Here is a 19,657-nt window from a genome sequence, read left to right as displayed (position 1 = left end):
CAAATTCAATGAGAGGATGAGATCATGTCTTTTTTCAAAAATAAAATTGTACTATCCTCTGTATTGATATTCCTAGCTGTCTCCATTGGTACATTAGCATATATGAATGGTCAATCGAAACAAGGGGAGCCCATTCATAAAGTCGTCAACCTTTCGGCCAACTCTTTAATATTTCATGAAATAGATAAGCTGGATGCGTTCGCTGATCTGATCGTTATTGGTTATGCCGCAGCAGATTTTAGAGATCGAGAGCATGTTATTACTGCATTTGATGATGGGACCATGCAATCCTTTCACACCAATACAAATATTAAGATTGAAAAGATATTGAAGAAACCCGAAGATTTCCCTTCAAATCAGAACGAATTGAAGATCATTGAACCCGTCAGCCTCGAAGGAGATGTCAAATATACAGTTGATGACTATGTAGAACTACAGAAGGGTGATAAAAGTGTGCTTTTCTTGATGAAAAACACCTTTGGTGATTATGGATTAATCAACTATAACCTAGGCAAATTCAGCCTTGAAGGGATAACTCAATATAGTTTACCTCAATCCTCCACTGCACAAGCGTTATCAGAATACGAAACTTTCCGTGACTCCGTTATGGAGAAGTACCATTTGAATTAAGGTTTTCATCAAACAACCGTGAACTTTGCGGGCATAGCTGCCCCTTCAATCTATTGCACTTTTTTATCAAGGCTTACGTCAAATGATGAAGTTATCGATTTTTGTCTAAAATCATTGGGTATCACTTTAATCTCCACGTTTAAATGTATAGATTCAGGCAGATTCATTTCAGTTATATTCTCATAACCAATGAAGTAATAATGCTTCTCGTCTAGTTCTATCAAACCGCCACCTGTTGAGCCAGAAGTTGAAATCAAATGTCCGTCATGATAAAGCTCACAAGCAATATTATATTCCGTTAAACCAAACCCTTTCACTTCATATCCAACCTTGATTTGATTTCCCGTGTAATCAGCATTTCGTAAACTAATCGCACCACCATCGACCATTTGGGTCTGAATTGCAATATTTGCCTCGGGCATCTCTGGTTTCTTTAATAAATATCCTACTTTTAGGTACCATATAGCTCCTAATACAACTACAGCAAGTACAATCATAGCAATGATAAACTTCTTTTCTTTTTTATTCATAGCCCTTACTCCTTACATCTGAACACTCTTGAAGTTCTTTCCAAACCTGTGTTTCAAATAATACATTATCCCTGCGCGATCAACATCAGAAAATTGTATTGGATCATCCAACCCACTATCCTAAAAATACCTTGTTAATTCTGTCTCTATCATAATCTAAAATCCAATCGTTATATTCTCTATAGGTATCCACTAGCTTTCCCCTTGATGCTGAAATAACATCGCAACCTCTATCATCATAGATATGAAATATCGTTTTCTTACTTATATTAATGAAATACACCCTATGATATATCTTTGGCTTAATTCCAACATCATGATTACATATAGCTTTGATTAACTGATTATATTTCAAGTCCTCAACTCTACATTTAGTCCAGTACCTATACATGTTGTTCCTTGGGTCTGAGATGTCACCTCTTTCACAATCCAAACCTGGAAATATCTCAAGGCTCAAGGCTCTAATTGGCCCTTTCTTCTTGATATATTTTCTGTACAGGTTCAATTTTTTCACTTTGTGTTTAGGCTTATCTGCAAAATAAGCTTGAGTTATTAATAGGACTTCATCTTCTTGATCATGAAGAGCCTTAAATAGTTCAAGTGATCGATGATAAACTTTTTCCATGTAATGCTCCGTATTCATTCCAAACATCAGCGGATTGCCAAGTTCGAATCGTATTGCAACATCCCAATTATAAAAAAGAGGTGGCTCTAAGGTCAGGTTTGGAAAATGCTCTGCCAGATACGTCTTCAGATCCATTCTGTTGCCTCCGTGTCTTCTAGTTTTTTTTACAGTACCTTAATATGAGAGCTTGAATGTTGTAAAAAAAAGCGCCCCGACCTCATAGTCGTGGCGCTTCCTCTTGCTGTATGGCAATAATTAGCCCATGCAGCTTATCTCAGGCCGCGGCATCTACATGGCAGCGGCTTCTTCTCCCAGCGGCAGCGTGTAATACTGCGCCTGCTGCCCTTCATGCTGCTGGTACACAACGACCAGCAGCGTCCGACCTTTCGCGGCAAGCGGGCTGGCGCCAGCTAGCACACGCTCAAGCCGGAACGGAAGCACATCCAATACGGTGTGCTTCTGCAGTTCCTTTTCGCCGAGACCAAGGTCGGCGAAAGCACGGGCACCCATGACCGTCTGTGCGGTCATGGCCGAGGTCATCGGCAACGCACGCGAAGCGTTGCCGTCCACCATGTCCGCCGCTCCATCCGCGGCGGACCCTGTTGCGTCGCCCGAAGCAAGCGACGCTGCACCCCCGGCTTCGCTGCCGATCACACCCGCCGCATCCGCGGCAGAGTCTTCCTCGGCAGCAGCAGAACTTCCCGCAGCGACACTCGGACCTGTGCCGCTGCTTTCCAGCCATGCCGTGCCTGCGGCGCCGGCAACACGTGGCAGTCGAACGTCTTCTGGACGTTCAGCCAACGTTTTCATATAACCCGCCCACTGGTCTTTCTGCAGCGGATCTTCCCACCAGATTTTGCGTGGTTTATATTTGTGACCGAGGAAATAGTCAAGCTTCATTAAACCTAACACGATATCCATATGCGGCGTATTCCGCGACTCCAGGAAGCTGTGCAGACGAGTGAACAGATCCTCCAGTTGGTGACCAATCTTCTGCCAACCCTGACCTTCCCAGTAATCCCCAAACGCCTGGAAGAAATCAAACGGCGAATTGAACTCCTGCTCCATCAGATACTTCAGCGTATGGTCCATCCGGTGTGCGTTCCAGTATTTCTCCAGTACATCCTCCAGCCGCTTCAGGCGTACGATGTCACTGAACGGCAGCACATCACTGCCCAGAATCTCATACGGTGCATGATCCATGTACGTGTAGTTATACTTCTCCGCATCCAGACGCAGACCCGTACCACGCAGCATTTTAAGGAATCCGAGTTGAAGTTCTTCCGGCCCCAGTGCAAACACATCGTTAAACGTCTTGCGGAACGTATTGTAATCTTCCTCCGGCAGTCCGGCGATGAGATCCAGATGCTGATCGATTTTGCCACTAGCTTTGACCTTGTTGACCGTACGGCTCAGCTTGGTAAAGTTCTGACGGCGTTTCACCAGTTCATTTGTCGGATCATTCGTGGACTGAACCCCGATCTCGAACCGGAATGTGCCCGGCGGTGCATTCTCTGCCAGATAGTCCAGTACTTCAGGACGCATAATATCCGCCGTAATTTCAAACTGAAACACCGTCCCCTGATGATTCTCGATCAGGAATTTGAACATTTCGAGCGCATAATCCCGTTTAATGTTAAACGTCCGGTCCACAAACTTAATCAGCTTTGCACCCTTCTCAATCAGGTACAGAATGTCCGACTTTGTCCGCTCAATATCGTAATACCGCACGCCGACCTCAATACTGGACAGACAGAACTGACAACTGAACGGACAGCCACGGCTGGTCTCAAAATAAACAACCCTTTTCCCAAGCTCCGGAATATCCTCTTCAAATCGGTGCGGTGACGGCAGATCATTCAGATCCGCCTTTGGCCGTCCTGGCATGAGAATGACTTCTTCCCCTTTGCGATACGCCAGTCCATAGACAAAGTGGAACTTCTTACTTCCTTCCAGCTCCGTCAAAAGCTGATGCAGCGTCTCTTCCCCTTCACCCATCACGATGAAATCAACATTGGGAATCCGGTTCATCCAATATTCCGTGTCGTAGGACACTTCCGGCCCGCCCAGCAGAATTTTCACGTTCGGCATAACCTTTTTCAGATTATCAATGACCTTAATCGTCTCTTCGATGTTCCAGATGTAACAAGAGAAACCAATCACGTCCGCACCGCGCTGGTACAGATCAGATACAATATTCATCACTGGGTCCTTGATCGTATACTCCGCCAGGTCAATATCAAAATCCTTCTCACTGTACGCCTTCAGACACCGCAAGGCCAAGGAGGTATGGATGTACTTTGCATTTAATGTAGAAAGAATAACCTTCATGGTTCACAACCTTTGCCTGGACAGCCAGACCATATTTTTTTGGTAAAAGGAAAGCTGCACAGACATCCTGCCCCGGATGCTGTTCATCTAAACCTCTTTTGAACTAGCCATTCCATCTCTCATGGACATATCCAACTTTTGTCTTTCAAAGAGAGGACACTCTTTTCAAAAAGACATATACACCCCGCCACACTAAAACTACAACATACAGTTTGAACCACACATAATAATACTACATCCTGTATACGATAAGGTCAGCCATTTCTAACGCCAATGTCCACCCTTTGAAAGACAATTCACCTTCTTTTGTCCACAATACAGAGACACTATAATCAACTTCAAGCTCAACTTCAACCTGTAAAAGACCTCATTCGCATTCCATCCACAATTCGATATCCACATTTTACTGCCTTGAGCCTTTAATCTCGAACCTCTACTGGACACTTCACCCATATCATGGAGAAGCCATCGAATTCTTCTTGAGCGTGTCTTCAAACTCAGGCAAGAGATACGTTGAAAGGATTCCCAAGGTCCAACCCCTATCCCAGCAACTGTAGCTTTAAACTCGGCCAAAAGATCGATCATTCCTTGCACCGGAGAAGATGGAACTGTCCAACGGATTGTGGAACAAAAGGATTGCACGGAGCAGGAAGATGCTGTGAATGAGAACACAGGCTTGCTAATCCTGGCGAATTGTCCAGACGATTTTCTAAGGAACCGAAGACGACTTATTTGGCCATCCGGTCCTCCTTTTATTTTGTAAGGAACATCAGACACGTTATTGACCAAAATCACCTGACAAACCTGCTGTAAACGGCTGTTTATCCTAATATAGCGAGTTTCAGATTCCTTAGATTGCTGTGGGCGCTTCAAATCCCTGAATAAGACGTCACAGGTTCGTTAGCACTTCCGCTCCATGTTCCGCCCCTGACACTCAATTGTGCTTCGGCTTTCGGCAGATTTCAAGATACCCTCTAGATACATATCTATCATCTTTTCATACATTGAGCTTTAAGCACATGAACTTCAAAGATTGGAAAGTGAAATTTAACAATTTATACTCATTTCACACTCACTCATACTCGTAAAACGCATCGTCATCCGTATCCACTTCTTCACCCGATTGCTTCTGGAAAAACTCCAGGAACGGCAGTCCGTACTTGCGGTACTTGACCTCACCGACCCCTTTGATATCCAGCATGTCACGTTCTGTCTGTGGACATACCACACTCATCTCGCGCAGGGTCGCGTCATTGAAGATAATGTACGATGGTACATGCTCTTTCGCCGCCAGATCACGACGGATCAGTCGTAACTGTTCAAATACCGTCTCATTAACCGCAGATGGCATTGCATCGCGTCCACGACGTCCGCCGTAATTCGTACCCGAAGCCGTTGCCGCTGTCTTGCGGACGACACGTTGCATCACTTCACGCTGGCCTTTGAGCACTTCCACCGCAAGTGGTTGCAGACGTACAACCGGATACTGTCCCTCGGACAACATCAGATATCCTTCGGATACCATCACGTTGATGATCTCCGATATCTCGCGCTCTGTCCGATTGCCCATCACGCCGTAGGTTGGCAGAGAGTTGAAGCCGTAATCAAGCACCTTTTTGGCACGGGAGCCTTTGAGCACCGAAGCGACCAGCGATACACCATACCGTTCACGCATGCGGTGAATGCAGCTGAATATTTTCTGCGCATCAATCGTCATGTCTACCAGCTCCCGGTCGTCCGTACAGGAACTGCAAATACCGCAAGGCGTATCGTCATGCACCTCACCGAAATAATCCAGCTGCGCACTGCGCAGACAACGCGTTGTGTAACAGTAATCCACCATCTGTTGCAGCTTCCGGTAATCGTTCTGTTTGCGGTCGCCCTCCATCGGATTCTGCTCAATCAGGAACTTCTGGGTGATAATATCCTGTGCCCCGAATAACAGAATACACTGGCTTGGCTCTCCGTCCCGGCCCGCACGTCCGGCTTCCTGTACATATGCCTCCATGTTCTTCGGCATGCTGTTATGAATGACGTAACGCACGTTCGATTTATCAATCCCCATCCCGAACGCATTGGTCGCCACCATCACTCGGATATCATCGTACAAAAAAGCTTCCTGGCTCTGGGCCCGTTCATCGTCCGTCATGCCGGCATGATAACGTCCTGCGGGCAATCCCGCCTGCAGCAAACGCTGATGCAGATCGTCCACGTCCTTACGGGTCGCGGCGTATATAATGCCCGGCTCGCTGGCATGCTCGCTCGCGTAATTCAAGACAAAGTCCTTCTTGCTCTCGCCGCGCAGCACGCTAAACGCCAGATTATCCCGCCCCAGTCCGGTCACATACGTCTGCGGGTCCTGCAAACGCAGCAGCCGCAGAATATCGCCCATGACCTCGGGCGTCGCTGTCGCCGTAAAGGCCGCAACCACCGGCCGCTCCGGCAAACTGTCCACAAACGGCGCTACCGCCAGGTAGCTTGTCCGAAAATCATGTCCCCACTGTGACACACAGTGGGCCTCATCCACGGCAACGCAAGAGATCGGCAAATAGCCCATCTCCTCGCGGAACCAATCCAGCTCCAGTCGCTCAGGCGCGACATAGAGCAACTTCAGCTCACCGCGCTGCGCCGCGCGGATGCGATCATTCACTTCTTTGCCGCTAAGTGTACTATTAATATACGCGGCAGCAATTCCGGCGGTCGTCAACGCATCGACCTGGTCCTTCATCAATGAGATCAACGGGGAGACAACAAGTGTCAGTCCCGAATATAACAAGGCGGGGATCTGATAACAGATCGACTTACCGCCCCCGGTTGGCATAATACCCAACGTATCTTCACGTTCGAGCAGGCTGGCTACAATCTTTTTCTGTCCCTCACGGAAGTCGGGGTAGCCATAATATTTTTGCAGGAGACCCTGCGCTTCTTCTAATGTAGGTGTTTGCACACTCATGTAAAGACTCCTTACTTATCACCGGTGTTTCTCCACCAGCTTGGTCCGATCCGATTCTGACATCCGAAAGCGGCTCATATACCGCATCCTTGACAACAAAATGGCGTTCTCATGACTTGTCCGTCAAGCAAACGCCGCTCCCTTTAGTTTAACGGCCCAGCCCCGAATGAGCAACCGCGTTTTACTGTAAAACGTTTGAACCTTCTTCATCAAAATAAAAACAACCGTCCTGCCCTAGTTGGACAAAACGATTGCTGTAAACTTTTGTTCACGAACCACTCTCATATCAAGCTTGTGTCCCCGTGCCTATTCATCTGGTGAACCTACTACACCTTACAACTTTACTTTAATCTATTAACGACTCTACCTCAGACTCCGGCAAGCCACTGGCCTTTGCAATAACAGAAACTTCGATCCCTAATGAGAGCATGTTTTTCGCAATTTCTATAGCCTTCTTTTGTTCGCCTTTTGCATTCATGCGATAATACAATCCTTTCCTGTCCATCAACTGTTCATGCGTTCCATCCTCGGCAATTCGGCCATGTTCCATCACAAGGATACGAGAGCACTGACGAGCAACCTCCATGCGATGTGTGACTAGTAACCCTATTCTGCCTTTCATAAAATTCAGCAAGTGATTCATGACGTTCTGTTCTGTCTGAATATCCAGGGAAGACGTTGGTTCGTCCAGAATATACAGATCAGATGACCTCATAAAGAGTCTAGCAAGCGACAGTCGCTGCTGTTGGCCTCCAGATAAATTGGCCCCCTTCTCTTGCAACATTGCTGCGTATTGTCCTTCCTGTGCCTCAATGTATTCATGCAAACCTGCCTGCCCTGCCGCAAGCTTTACCTTGTCCAATGTAACTTCTGAATCCAGACGGATATTGTCTTCAATACTTCCTGTGAAAAAAGTTGGTGTCTGCGGCATATACGTCAGTCTGGACTGGTCATCCATCTCTACATACTCTGCAACATGTTTATCACCCAGCAAAACGCTTCCGTTTGTTGGCTCGATCAGCCCTGCACACGCATGGCATAAGGTAGATTTGCCTGCACCACTGGCGCCAACTACCGCAACCAGTTCACCAGGAACTAGATTAAGCGTAATGTGATCCAAAATCTTCCAACCACTGTCTTCATCGGTTACTGTTACCTGTTGAAGACGTAGCATAGCAACTTCGTACTCTTTATGTGCCCCTTTTTGTGTATTCCCTTGATCTTGGTTACACATTCCCTGTGCAAGCTCCTCGTGCTTCGTATTAGATGCGTCTGTCTTCTTGTTCTCCGCCAATTTCAACCATGCAGAGATACGTCCAAATGCACCCACGCTGGCTTGCATCTGACTCCACTGGCTGGACAAGCCGAGTACTGGCCACACCACCAGTTCAAACAGCAGACTACTTGCAACAACCATGCCCGGAGACAAAGTCCCCCTAGCCGCTGACAAAGCAATAAGGAACAACGCTGCCAATTGAGCCAGACCAAACACCGCCATCGCCACGTTATCCGACATACTCAGGGTCATCTGTAACTTGGCCTGAACACGATTCAGTGATTGCTGTTGTGTTCGAAAACGAGCGAGAAACCACGGTGAAGCATTATACATCCGAATCACCGGTATCCCTTCAACATACTGTTGGATCTGTTCTTGGGACTCGCCTTCCCTGGATTCGACCTCATCGGACAGATGTACAATTCGCTGATCATACAACCTCGCCGTGAACCAGATTGCCCCTGCACTTACCAAGGCAATAACCGCAACCCATGCATCTGCTCTGTACAAGTAACCCAGCGATAAAGCAATGATGAATACAACCGTAACACCCTCTGCAATAGCCTCCACAACTTCTGCACCATGCTTGGTGTCTTCTTTGAGGCGAAGCATCACATCTCCGGACTTCTGTCTGCGCACCCAGGAATAAGGCATCCGGTTTAACAGTTTCAACAGATCCATGGACATATCCCGTTGCATCGATTCCTTGAGCCATACCAGCACGTAACGATGCATCGCGAGCAATACAATAAATCCTGCCAGAATGGCGATGAAAATCATTGCGGTGGCATTAAGCTGTTCCTGTCCCCCATCATGAATAGCATCCACGAAAAATCCCTGTACAAAGGCAAGTCCCCAATCAAAGACCGCATCTGCTGCGATAAAAATGAGCAAGATCGCTACAGCTAATCCATAAGGCTTCATCCAGCGAAAAATAACGGGCCATACCGTTGCCAATGATACAGCTTGCTTTGGGTCATCTGGAACATCACTTTTGTTCATCTGATGAGGAGCTTCTATTTCAGACTTTTCATTTTCATTATTTTCATTTATCTCATATGCTCCACTTTTCTCATGACTGCTCTTCATTTCAACGTCATCGGTATATGCTGTATCTTCGATCTTGTTACTCATGCTGTTCCTCCACTTCCGTATCCTGCTTCGCAATATAACTTCGATATCCGTTTGGCCGATCCAGCAATTCACGATGAGTCCCCGTATCTTCGACGCGTCCCTTCTGAATATAGATGACCTGATCTGCCCGTTCGATCAGCGATAATCGATGAGTAACGGCAATAACCGTTGTGCCTTTCTCAGCAGTGATTCGGGCAAAGAGATCATTCAATCGTTGCTCATGCCACGGGTCTTGAGATGACGTCGGTTCATCCAACAATAGAATATCCGGGTTCCTCAGCATTGCTCTGGCTAGACTAATACGCTGAAGCTCACCACCCGACATCGTCCCGCCTTGTGGCTGAAGCTCTGTTCCATAGCCGAGCGATTGACGCATAATCGCATCATGTGCATGCGTCATGTGGGCCGCAACCTCTACTTGATCGGCAGATACCCCCTCTTGTCCAAAAACAATATTCTCTTCCACTGAACCTGTGAAAATAAAGGCTTGTTGCGGAACATACACCTGATTAACATGCGCTGGCTGAACTTCATGCATATCCTTCAGTGAATTCTTCTGATCTATGACCTTAATCGAACCAGTAACCGGTGTATCTAATCCGGCTATTAATTTCAATAACGTGGTTTTCCCGCACCCACTTGGCCCAGTAATAACAGTAAGTTTTCCTTTCTTGGCCTCAAAAGAAATATCTGTTAAGACTTCTTCTTGCTCCGCATACCTGTAAGACACATGCTGCACGTTGATGCTAGCTGGTTTAGATTGCTTTTCAAGCTGCCCTAAATGCGTATCGGACTGTACATATGTATTTGTACTGGTATTAGCAACCGTGTTCTTTTTCTCCAAATCCAACACTTCAAAGATTCTGGACGCATGAGAAGCCGAACCAATAAAATTATTCCACAGCCCAGATAACGACTCAATCGGACGAGTTAACTGACTGCTTGCTACCAGGAAAGCTGCCAGTCCGCCTACATCCATATGTCCATTCAGGACCTGCATGCCGCCTAGATAGAGAATCAGAATCATGCCACCATACGTCGAGACCCGTCCGGCTGCTTCCGAAAGTCGTTGTAACACAGATACAGACATCGTATGTCTGAACACTTGATCCATTCGATCTTTAAAATGATGGTGTACATAACCCGCGAGTCCGTAACTTCGGATCTCAACTGGGGCTTGGATGATCTCAGTTAGTATCTCATCTCTTGACGCTGCGCTGGCATTCAACTGATCATGCCGTCTTTGTAGACGTTTACCAAGTCCTACCGTTACAAGAGGATAGATCAATGTGAATGCAATGATAGCTAACGACAGCGGCAAGTTCACCCAGCTGAAGTAAGCAAAGGCAAGAATCAGCTGAATGATATTTTTGGCGAGTTCAATGCCATGTTGGTTGATCCCCTTCTGTGCTTCCTTGGCTGAAGTCCAGATCCTGGAGGTTAGGTCACCCGTATGATAATGTGCCAGATCACGTGTCTCTGTATTACCAAGGGAGGAGAGCAGTAGAGACTGCACAGACATTAATGTTTTTTGCTGGAATAACGTCTCGACCCTCGTCATGAATGCGGTTACAATCAATCGTAATACGACAATGCTAACGCCTATGATCAAACCTGAGTAAAGTAATGAAAACTGTGCTTCAGTCGCGCCTTTGACCAGTCTTCGGATCGATTCCAAATAACCGACCTCAATCAGGGAGACCATACATGCGGCGAAAAGTAACAGAATGATGAACATACGGTACTTGCCCGTTAATGTCCATAATCGAGTTAACATGCCTAACGTTGTATAAGTTCTTTTGTCAGCAAACATGGATGGTTTCTCCAATCTTGTCATTAAATTATGTACTTGGTTATGATATCATCGGTGATAAGGAAAAAATGAACATTTATTGCTGTAAGTACAATTAGAAGTAGGGAGATTGATATGCAACACGATTTGCTAGGCACATTGGATAAGCTGTTCGATTACATAGAAGACCATATCCAAGACAAGTTAACGCTGGATCATCTGGCATCTGTGACTCATATATCGAAGTTCCACCTGCATCGCATGTTCAAACATGTAAGCGGACAATTGCCTGGAGAATACATTCGCTCACGCAAACTGGCACGCAGCCTGGAACAATTGGTGAACCTGAATTGGAAAGTCATCGATATCAGCGGACATTACGGGTTCGAACATGAACAATCCTACATACGTGCTTTCAAACAAGCCTTCGGCATTACACCCCTGCAGTATCGCAAACAGGGAGCTGGAGACCTTGAATTCACAGCCCGCATGACTTCATCCATGATCACGATGCTTCCGCACGGTTATATTTTCACACCAACGTATGTACGAAAACCGGCTATGAAACTCATTGGGCAACGATCCCACATTCGGTATACAGATAATGAAGAGCACTATGAAGCCAATTCAGCAGGCAACGATTTTTTTGAAAAACACTTTCATTCGATTCCTAATGTGTTGCAGCCTAACGTGTATATTGGATTTACCAATGAAATTAATGAGGATTACAGTACATATCAGCCGTCTGTAGAAGTGACCACTCTGGATCATATCCCTGAAGAACTGGACGGAATTGAGGTCCCGGCCAACCAGTATGCCGTATTCAAATTCGTCTGTGATTTCCATCCAAGTCTAATTAACATTGATCATCTGGACAGTGTCTGGACATTTATCGATGAATATTGGCAGAGCCATTCGGGGTACGAGAAGAGTGATCCATACTATTTTGAAAGAATTGATGGCAGTCTGGCTCAGGACCACTACGGAGAGATGGACATATATATTCCTGCAAAGCAAATTTCACTGTAGGTGGAGGTTAGATGCTTATGGACTCAAATACTCAAGCTAATTCAAGTTCATCCAATACAAATTCTCGCAAACCTTGGATAAGTAGACACCCTATTCTCACTACATTAACATTGTTGATTCTTGTACTGTTTGCCGCTGTATTCCTGTATTTCTGGCTCCGTCCTTATTTCTCTACGTTCGACCGTTCCGAGCTGGGGGAATTGAGTTATTCCATGCCTTCAAGGAATGGCGAGTATACTGCCGAGATTTACGGCGTGCCCTATGGTGGTGCCGCAGGTGGGGTTACGATCTGGGTCGATGTAAAGAAGACAAATGCCCCTGAGGACGCCACGGTAAAAACGATCTATCGTGCCAATCACCACGGAAATAACCATCTCGAATGGGAAAGTGAAAACACACTCCGGATTGAAAACTGGAATGAATACACGGATGAGACCATTACTCTCAACATCGATGACGAAATATATGATGGATGGGGCTGGGCGTGCAAAAGCATACGAATGAAAGACCAGTCTGTGCGATGCCCGGCACCCGAAAAGTAAAGCAACTTAGCCGCCAATATGATGGCCTTTAACACTCGAGATCTCATCTTGATGCGTAATCCTCACTGCACCGCATGTCAGAAGTTCCAACGCTCTGTAAGCCTTGTGAAATTTTCGCCACATGCCTACTTTTATTACACCATGGTAGGAGATACACGCGGCACGAGAAGCATTAAAAGCCCCACTCACCGACTCTTTCGGTTAAGCGGGGCTGCTCTTGTTCTACAAGTTATCGTTTATTTACTTATACTTTATTTGTGGTCTGATATGCTTGTTCACTCATAACTTCGTATCTATCGTACTTAAAACACATGGCAGCATTATAATTAATCATATCTATTCTACCTCTTAATCCTCTTAATCCTCTTCTGCTTCTGCTTCTGCTTCTGCTTCTGCTTCTGCTTCTGCTTCTGCTTCTGCTTCTGCTTCTGCTTCTGCTTCTGCTTCTGCTTCTGCTTCTGCTTCTGCTTCTGCTTCTGCTTCTGCTTCTGCTTCTGCTTCTGCTTCTGCTTCTGCTTCTGCTTCTGCTTCTGCTTCTGCTTCTGCTTCTGCTTCTGCTTCTGCTTCTGCTTCTGCTTCTGCTTCTGCTTCTGCTTCTGCTTCTGCTTCTGCTTCTGCTCGCAATTGTGCCTTACACTCTATTTCCACTCAACCCTTATTTTCACTGATCCGCCCTATCGCATCCTACCAGAACGGATTAGTTTTTGTTGTTGTTTCACTTCTGCTTCAATCTATCTTCTCTATCTCTACTCCCGCTTCAAACTCGTTTGTCCTCATCTGTCCCACTTCATCTACCTACTTACGAGGTGACACTTCACCACGTTCTTCCCGCTCTTTCATCTCTTTGCGTACCACCACTTCGAGCTTCTGCCGATTGGCAAGCAATCCGGGATCGTTAGGTAAGTACTCACGGGCTTTGGTGTTATGCATCAATGCGTGCTCCCAGTTGCCCAGATGAGCATAACAAAGGGATAAACGAGCATGTGGCAGCCAAGTACGGCAGGCCACAGGTACCGGGCGCAGTCCCGGATCACGGCTGCTCACGTCTACCGCCTGCATATACCAGTAGATCGCCGAGACGGGTTCCTGCCGCTCATGGAAACAGGCCGCAATGGCACAGCAGAAGTCGGCATGTGGCAGATCATACTGGAACGACTGCAGCAATGCGCCGAGCTTACGGCCCGGCTCACCCAGTCGTTCATAACATTCCGCCAGCCGCGCGCAGGCAATCAGGCGATCCTCGCGGTAACCGCTTGGCTGCTCCAGCAGCTTCGCGTACCCGCGTGCCGCCGCCGCATAACGCTGGCGGTCATAACATTCGCCTGCATAATAAAATAGCAGGCGACCTTGGGCTACGCCCTCTTCGGCGATCCATTTGCGCAGAATGCGCACGTTTCGCGCCGAATGATGTCCCGCTTCGCGGCGGTGCGTAACGGCAATGTCTGCCGTAATGACCTCGCCCCGCGGAAAGCTGAGCTGCTCGTGCAGCCAGCCATGCCAGCGGCACTCGGCATCCCGCTTGACCAGACGAAGGCGTCGGTCCGTCACAAGTGGACTTCCCTCAGCCCCCTCGGCCAGCGTATAGTTCAAGATCACAGCTGCCGTCTCCCCCTCCGACGGCAACTGCTGCTTCAACACCGCAAGCTTCGCCCGTTCCGCGGGCAGCAACACATCATCCGCATCCAGCCACAGGATATACTCCTGCGTGGCTTTGGCGAATGACTCATTCCGCGCTGCGGCAAAGTCATCCTTCCATTCATACGTATAGACCTGGTTGGTATACTGCGCAGCGATGTCCATCGTACGATCCGATGAACCAGTATCCACAATGACGATCTCGTCCGTGATGCCGGCAACCGAGTCCAGACAGCGCGCCAGCGTGTGTTCCTCGTTCTTCACAATCATGCACAGACTGATGGTGATCACGTTTTGAGCCCCTTCCTGTCGTACGCGTATTGCGAAATTTCATAACGGATTTGTTCTTTCGTTGGTTAAATACTTCGAACAAAGTACTATCGTAAGTTGAACTAAAAGATATTTACATTGGACACTCCGATGACAGAAACTTTCCGATCGTTGTTATCCCCAATTTTTTGATTCCTTTTATAAAGGGTAAATCCGGGGATAAAGGCGAAACATATGCTTCCGATACAGCTTTCATTCAGAACGCTTTTAGCTCCGCTTCTTGAGATTCTTTTTCTCTTCTCCGTTTCGTGTAAATGTTTATTCCAATTTGTTTGGTATGTGGTATTGGTCACGGAATTCATATCATTTTCACCGTGGCTAACGAACTGAGGTGACGCTATTTGGCGCATTTTAGCCACTTGAAAAATGTAACGAATCTGAGACCCGTTATTCTCGCATTATTGGCATCCATTCGTCGTTTATCGCAGCTTTCAGATGAAATAGCGTCGCTGAGATTCGTTACATTTCTCATCTCTCCAAAATCATCAAAATAAGGCGTGTGAGATTCGTTAGAACATAGAATAGTTCTGTCGTCATACTAAACAACACTGCTACCCTTCACTACTCCCCTGACTGCGAAGCCGTTTCACCTGCTCCACTGCACTGTCCAGTGCCTTCTTGCGCTGCTTCATTACACGGAGGTGCTGATGTTCCACCTCGGCAAAATGGACATGATCCAGCTCCATCCACTCCAACAGTTGATCCAAAGTCGGTGACATATGCAGTTGTGTACTCCGACGTTTGCGGGCCACGCAACATAGATATTTATGATGAACTTCGAGTTTCAAGACTTCAAAATACGGCATCAGGGTTATCGCCAGACTTCCCGCATAGAAGGTCTGCTTATGGTCATAGAACGGGTGATACCCATACGGCACGGTTACAACCAGCGTCCCATCTTCCTGCAACAGCCGATGAATCTGGATCAACAACGTCTCCGGATGAGCAAAATGCTCCAGCACTTCTCCAAGCAGCACCGTATCAAAGATCGTCCTTACTTTCCATTGCGTAATATCCAACATTCGAAAATCCACATTGTTCCTAACTGGCCTAGACTCTTTGGCAAGCTCAGCTTGCGCATATCGGACACTTTCTTCTTCCAGATCAATGCCAGTGACACGAAATCCTTCACGTGCCAGCAGAATGGACGTAATGCCCTGACTGCACCCGACATCCAGGATGCGTTTGCCTGTTGCCTCACGACACATCCAGTGGATACGCGTTCTCGTCGCTTCATGAGAATCTTCCGAATTAATCTCGCCGTAATAGCGTTCGCTTACACGATCATGATTTGCCATGGGCATCTCCCTGATCCTCGTCTGGATCGATCGCAGCTTCACGACGAGTTACGGCGCCCTCGACTGCCACCTTGACTTCCTCTTTTTGCCCGGACCCTTCTACTGGTTCCTGTTGCTCGTAAACTCTCTTGGCCTCATGCCGTACAGGCTGACCCAGTACCACAATATTTCCCCCGTGGCATCCGGCCGTTGCATTGCGTGTATCAAAAATTAGCTTTGCATGATCTGCCATCTCCTGATAATCGAATCCCGAATGATCCGTGGTGATGATCACCAGATCAGCTCCTGTCCACAATTCCGGCACCGCCGGACTAGCGTGCAACACTGTACCATCATCCTTACGGAAGACAGGCACCATTGGATCGGTGAAAACCACATCTGCGCCCGCTGCGCTCAGCAACCGGAAGACATCCAGCGCTGGTGACTCGCGCAGGTCGTCAATGTCTTTTTTGTAAGCCATACCTGCGAGTACAACACGTGCTCCCCGCACAGATGCACCCTTCTGCTCCAGCAGCTCCGTAGCACGCTTCACCACTCTCTCTGGCATTTGCCGATTGGTTGCATCTGCCAGCTGAATGAATTGCAGCTCCGATCCCTGACGATTTGCAGCCCAGGACAGATAGATCGGATCGATTGGGATACAGTGCCCACCGATGCCGGGACCGGGATAGAATGGCATATAACCAAATGGCTTGGTTGCCGCCGCATTCAGTACTTCCCAGATGTTTACCCCCATCTGTTCACAGGCTGGAGTCAGCTCATTCACCAGTGCAATATTTACACTGCGAAATGTATTTTCGAACAGCTTTGCCGTCTCCGCTACCGTTGTTGAACTGACCGGAACAACTTCGTTGAGGAACGAGCCGTAGAACTGTTTACCATAATTCAGACAAGCAGGTGTGGAACCGCCAATAATCTTTGGGGTATTTTTCACACCATAATGCACACTGCCCGGATCTACCCGCTCGGGAGAATAACAGACGTAGAACTGTTCTCCAGCTCGCCAGCCGTTTACCGCTTCAATCGGTTGTTTCACGCGTTCCTCCGTTGTGCCCGGATAGGTCGTACTTTCCAGAATAACCAGGCTGCCTTCCTGCAAATACGGAGTCATGCCATCCACCGCCGCCGAGATATACGAGATATCCGGTTGATGCTCGGCAGTCAGTGGGGTAGGCACACAGATTACAATGACATTTGCCTGCGCCACAGCTGCATAATCAGCACTTGCCTTGAATAACCCAGCCTGCATAAGCGATTGCACAACATTATCTTCTATGCCGATGACATACGAATGCCCGGCACCCAGCTTAGCTACCTTCGAAGTATCGATGTCAATCCCGTGGACTTGATAACCAGCCTGTGCCATCTCTACGGCCATGGGTAAACCAACATAGCCTAGACCGATGACAACAGCTTTTAGGGAGCGGTCATTAATATGTTGTATTAGGCTACGTTGCTGTAACGCTTCATTTCCTTCGTGCTGGTTGTGCTGATAATTTTCTTCCATTCCTTCCACCTCCAAACGCTCCGCCTCCCTTCGGTGGGCGTGTCTGAGAACTCCGAACGAGTTTTGAGACACACCCTAATCGATATAGCCCCCTGCACGCAAAAACCGGGCAATCGCTGGTTTGTTCATCATGGCACTGTCCGAGCGATACTCGGAGAAGTTCACACGAGGCAGACTGCTGTACTGATCCGTCAGGCTCTTGTCCTTGTGCTCCGGCAGGATCACATAATACTGCGCATCGTATTGGTACGTACGCGGCGCTTCATAGGGCGAGATCAGAACTTCATGTAATTTCTCGCCTGGACGTATTCCCGTCACCTTATAATCGAAGGATGGACGACCTGCCTGTTCCAACATGACGGATGCAAGTTCCGTCATCTTGCAAGCTTTCATTTTCATCACAAAAGTCTCTCCACCCACGGCCGCCTCAGCCGCCTTAAGCAGTAAATGTATAGCTTCGGTACGCGTCAGGAAAAAACGGGTCATGCCTATATCCGTAATGGTCGGGCTTTTGCCTTCATCGATCTGACGACGGAACAGGGGCACGACACTGCCGCTGGTTCCAAGCACATTGCCCCCACGAATACAGACAAATCGGGTACCTTCACTTAGCCAGTTGGCACGGATCATCATTTTTTCACCCAAGGCCTTTGTCATGCCATACACGTTAATCGGATCTACCGCCTTATCGGTGGACACATCGATGACTTTGGCAACCTGCATACGTATTGCAGCCCGAATAATATTCTGCGTCCCAATCACATTGGTCTTGAACGCTTCATCCGGCTGGTCCTCGCAGACCGGAACATGCTTCAGCGCAGCCAGATGGAAGAGCACATCCACACCTCTGCATGCATCTTCCACTGCCCGATAATCGCGGATATCCCCAATGATGAATCGTAGACGCGGATCATGGTTGAACTCTCGCTGCATCGCAATCTGGGCGTATTCATTACGTGACAGAAGGCGAATCTCAGCCGGGTTTTGCTCCAGCAGCACCTCAGTCAGCTTTTGACCCCAGGAGCCCGTTCCTCCAGTGATCAGAATTGTTTGTCCTTGAATCATGGATGAATCCCTCCCTGATCAGATCATGAATTCGCGTAGTACCTGTGCCATCTCATCCCGGCTTAACCGGTCTTTGGGCGGTACCTTTTTGGTTGAAGTATTGCTCGAATGTACGATGTTGACATAATTGCGCGGAGCAAGCAGCTCGTGCGGCAGTTCAATGACATTGCCATGTGTACCTCTGCCCGGAAGCTTGACGCGGTATCCTGCTGCGTATTCGGCTGTCTGATATAAGTAGACATAGAATTGCGGAGAACGGTGAAACGCCGGGGCCATCTCGTTATTCACACTGTCCCACAGATATCCGTTCTGGTTAATCAATGCCATCGTCTGCGGCTGTGGTTGAATATCGTAGAGCTGTTGAACAAAGGTTTTATGATACAGATCATCCGAATCCAGACGGGCAATATATAGCTGCTCCGTACCTTTGGCAAACGCCAAAATGGCACGCACACTCTCGATATTGGTTCCAAAACGAATATTGGAAGGAAGTGGATCCTGATCCGCCAGAATCTCCTGCATTATTTCCCCCGATTCCTTGGACAACTTCACCACTGTGAGGAAATCCTGATTCGTCTGCGCCTTCAGGCAATGCAATGTGAACGTGCGGAAAATGCCCATCCGACGCTCCAGCCACTCCCGCGTCAATCGCTGCGGGTCCATCCCGTAATTGTTAAAGTTAATCTCAATCACAACTTTCCTGGACATAACACTCCTCCTCATGTACGCTGCAAGTTCCGTTTGTCGGATACAGACTGTTTTCATAGTTTTGATGCCCTCTTCCTACCAAGACCATCTTGTATCTATCTGATCGTTTACAAGTCACATCTCGCTTGTGAATCCAGCACTCTATAACGTATGAAACGTTGATAGAAGCGGTACCGACAGATGTACTAACTTTCCTATAAATAGATTGATATACAACCAAAGATGGCGCCCTTCGGGTCGAACGTACATATCGTTACTGTAGTCGCAACATA

Annotated in this window: 15 protein-coding genes; 3 read left to right on the top strand and 12 right to left on the bottom strand. The window is 47.6% G+C overall.

Annotated elements, in window-relative coordinates; genetic code table 11:
• Window positions 1-24: 24 nt before the first annotated feature.
• Entirely contained in the window at window positions 25-630 is a 606-nt protein-coding gene (locus V6669_RS07725; RefSeq protein WP_338592443.1) for a hypothetical protein, read from the top strand.
• Window positions 631-680: 50 nt separating this feature from the next.
• Here the strand turns inward: V6669_RS07725 and V6669_RS07720 are convergent, their stop codons facing one another.
• The 6 genes from V6669_RS07720 to V6669_RS07695 form a co-directional block, all read right to left on the bottom strand.
• Complete coding sequence (locus V6669_RS07720) at window positions 681-1,160, bottom strand: hypothetical protein (protein ID WP_338592440.1); 480 nt, start codon at window positions 1,158-1,160, stop codon at window positions 681-683.
• Window positions 1,161-1,275: 115 nt separating this feature from the next.
• On the bottom strand, window positions 1,276-1,920 hold the full coding sequence (locus V6669_RS07715; protein WP_338592438.1) for a DUF3885 domain-containing protein: 645 nt from the start codon (window positions 1,918-1,920) through the stop codon (window positions 1,276-1,278).
• Window positions 1,921-2,073: 153 nt separating this feature from the next.
• Window positions 2,074-4,116 carry a B12-binding domain-containing radical SAM protein gene (locus V6669_RS07710; RefSeq protein WP_338592435.1) on the bottom strand — a complete coding sequence of 681 codons (2,043 nt, stop codon included), beginning with the start codon at window positions 4,114-4,116 and terminating at the stop codon, window positions 2,074-2,076.
• A 1,072-nt stretch (window positions 4,117-5,188) separates the two neighbouring features.
• Window positions 5,189-7,069, bottom strand: coding sequence for a DNA helicase RecQ (gene recQ, locus V6669_RS07705; RefSeq protein ID WP_338592433.1), 1,881 nt, complete (start codon window positions 7,067-7,069; stop codon window positions 5,189-5,191).
• Between the two features lie 346 nt (window positions 7,070-7,415).
• Window positions 7,416-9,479, bottom strand: a complete 2,064-nt coding sequence (locus V6669_RS07700; RefSeq protein WP_338592431.1) for an ATP-binding cassette domain-containing protein — start codon at window positions 9,477-9,479, stop codon at window positions 7,416-7,418.
• Window positions 9,472-11,292: an ABC transporter ATP-binding protein gene (locus V6669_RS07695; protein ID WP_338592428.1), complete on the bottom strand. Its 1,821-nt coding sequence runs from the start codon at window positions 11,290-11,292 to the stop codon at window positions 9,472-9,474. The genes V6669_RS07700 and V6669_RS07695 overlap by 8 nt, the downstream gene beginning before the upstream one ends.
• Window positions 11,293-11,406: 114 nt before the next feature.
• Here V6669_RS07695 and V6669_RS07690 point away from each other — a divergent pair, with 114 nt between their 5' ends.
• Complete coding sequence (locus V6669_RS07690) at window positions 11,407-12,300, top strand: AraC family transcriptional regulator (protein WP_338592426.1); 894 nt, start codon at window positions 11,407-11,409, stop codon at window positions 12,298-12,300.
• A 17-nt stretch (window positions 12,301-12,317) separates the two neighbouring features.
• A complete protein-coding gene (locus V6669_RS07685) occupies window positions 12,318-12,842 on the top strand; it encodes a DUF5412 family protein (RefSeq protein ID WP_338592423.1) in 525 nt (174 codons plus the stop codon).
• Window positions 12,843-13,199: 357 nt separating this feature from the next.
• Here the strand turns inward: V6669_RS07685 and V6669_RS07680 are convergent, their stop codons facing one another.
• The 6 genes from V6669_RS07680 to V6669_RS07655 all read right to left on the bottom strand — a co-directional run bounded on the left by V6669_RS07680 (window position 13,200) and on the right by V6669_RS07655 (window position 19,385).
• A complete protein-coding gene (locus tag V6669_RS07680) occupies window positions 13,200-13,490 on the bottom strand; it encodes a hypothetical protein (protein ID WP_338592421.1) in 291 nt (96 codons plus the stop codon).
• A 147-nt stretch (window positions 13,491-13,637) separates the two neighbouring features.
• Window positions 13,638-14,768, bottom strand: coding sequence for a glycosyltransferase family 2 protein (locus V6669_RS07675; protein ID WP_338592419.1), 1,131 nt, complete (start codon window positions 14,766-14,768; stop codon window positions 13,638-13,640).
• 590 nt (window positions 14,769-15,358) lie between these two features.
• Window positions 15,359-16,105, bottom strand: coding sequence for a methyltransferase domain-containing protein (locus tag V6669_RS07670; RefSeq protein WP_338592417.1), 747 nt, complete (start codon window positions 16,103-16,105; stop codon window positions 15,359-15,361).
• Window positions 16,092-17,612: a nucleotide sugar dehydrogenase gene (locus tag V6669_RS07665; protein ID WP_338592415.1), complete on the bottom strand. Its 1,521-nt coding sequence runs from the start codon at window positions 17,610-17,612 to the stop codon at window positions 16,092-16,094. The genes V6669_RS07670 and V6669_RS07665 overlap by 14 nt, the downstream gene beginning before the upstream one ends.
• 75 nt (window positions 17,613-17,687) lie before the next feature.
• Window positions 17,688-18,677, bottom strand: a complete 990-nt coding sequence (locus V6669_RS07660) for an SDR family NAD(P)-dependent oxidoreductase (protein ID WP_253506553.1) — start codon at window positions 18,675-18,677, stop codon at window positions 17,688-17,690.
• 18 nt (window positions 18,678-18,695) lie between these two features.
• Complete coding sequence (locus tag V6669_RS07655) at window positions 18,696-19,385, bottom strand: glycosyltransferase (protein WP_338592412.1); 690 nt, start codon at window positions 19,383-19,385, stop codon at window positions 18,696-18,698.
• Between the last annotated feature and the right edge of the window lie 272 nt (window positions 19,386-19,657).

This window comes from Paenibacillus sp. Y5S-9 (assembly GCF_036894235.1).
Classification (GTDB): Bacteria; Bacillota; Bacilli; order Paenibacillales; family Paenibacillaceae; genus Paenibacillus.
Note: the sequence above shows the minus strand (reverse complement) of the source record. Positions and strands in the feature narration are given on the sequence as shown.

Bases quoted from the DNA above. Each gene is read 5' to 3' on its own strand.
- V6669_RS07660 (WP_253506553.1), bottom strand. From the start codon at position 18,677: ATGATTCAAGGACAAACAATTCTGATCACTGGAGGAACGGGCTCCTGG.
- V6669_RS07690 (WP_338592426.1), top strand. From the start codon at position 11,407: ATGCAACACGATTTGCTAGGCACATTGGATAAGCTGTTCGATTACATA.
- V6669_RS07670 (WP_338592417.1), bottom strand. From the start codon at position 16,105: ATGGCAAATCATGATCGTGTAAGCGAACGCTATTACGGCGAGATTAAT.
- V6669_RS07710 (WP_338592435.1), bottom strand. From the start codon at position 4,116: ATGAAGGTTATTCTTTCTACATTAAATGCAAAGTACATCCATACCTCC.
- V6669_RS07725 (WP_338592443.1), top strand. From the start codon at position 25: ATGTCTTTTTTCAAAAATAAAATTGTACTATCCTCTGTATTGATATTC.
- recQ (WP_338592433.1), bottom strand. From the start codon at position 7,069: ATGAGTGTGCAAACACCTACATTAGAAGAAGCGCAGGGTCTCCTGCAA.
- V6669_RS07685 (WP_338592423.1), top strand. From the start codon at position 12,318: ATGGACTCAAATACTCAAGCTAATTCAAGTTCATCCAATACAAATTCT.
- V6669_RS07715 (WP_338592438.1), bottom strand. From the start codon at position 1,920: ATGGATCTGAAGACGTATCTGGCAGAGCATTTTCCAAACCTGACCTTA.
- V6669_RS07655 (WP_338592412.1), bottom strand. From the start codon at position 19,385: ATGTCCAGGAAAGTTGTGATTGAGATTAACTTTAACAATTACGGGATG.
- V6669_RS07720 (WP_338592440.1), bottom strand. From the start codon at position 1,160: ATGAATAAAAAAGAAAAGAAGTTTATCATTGCTATGATTGTACTTGCT.
- V6669_RS07665 (WP_338592415.1), bottom strand. From the start codon at position 17,612: ATGGAAGAAAATTATCAGCACAACCAGCACGAAGGAAATGAAGCGTTA.
- V6669_RS07700 (WP_338592431.1), bottom strand. From the start codon at position 9,479: ATGAGTAACAAGATCGAAGATACAGCATATACCGATGACGTTGAAATG.
- V6669_RS07695 (WP_338592428.1), bottom strand. From the start codon at position 11,292: ATGTTTGCTGACAAAAGAACTTATACAACGTTAGGCATGTTAACTCGA.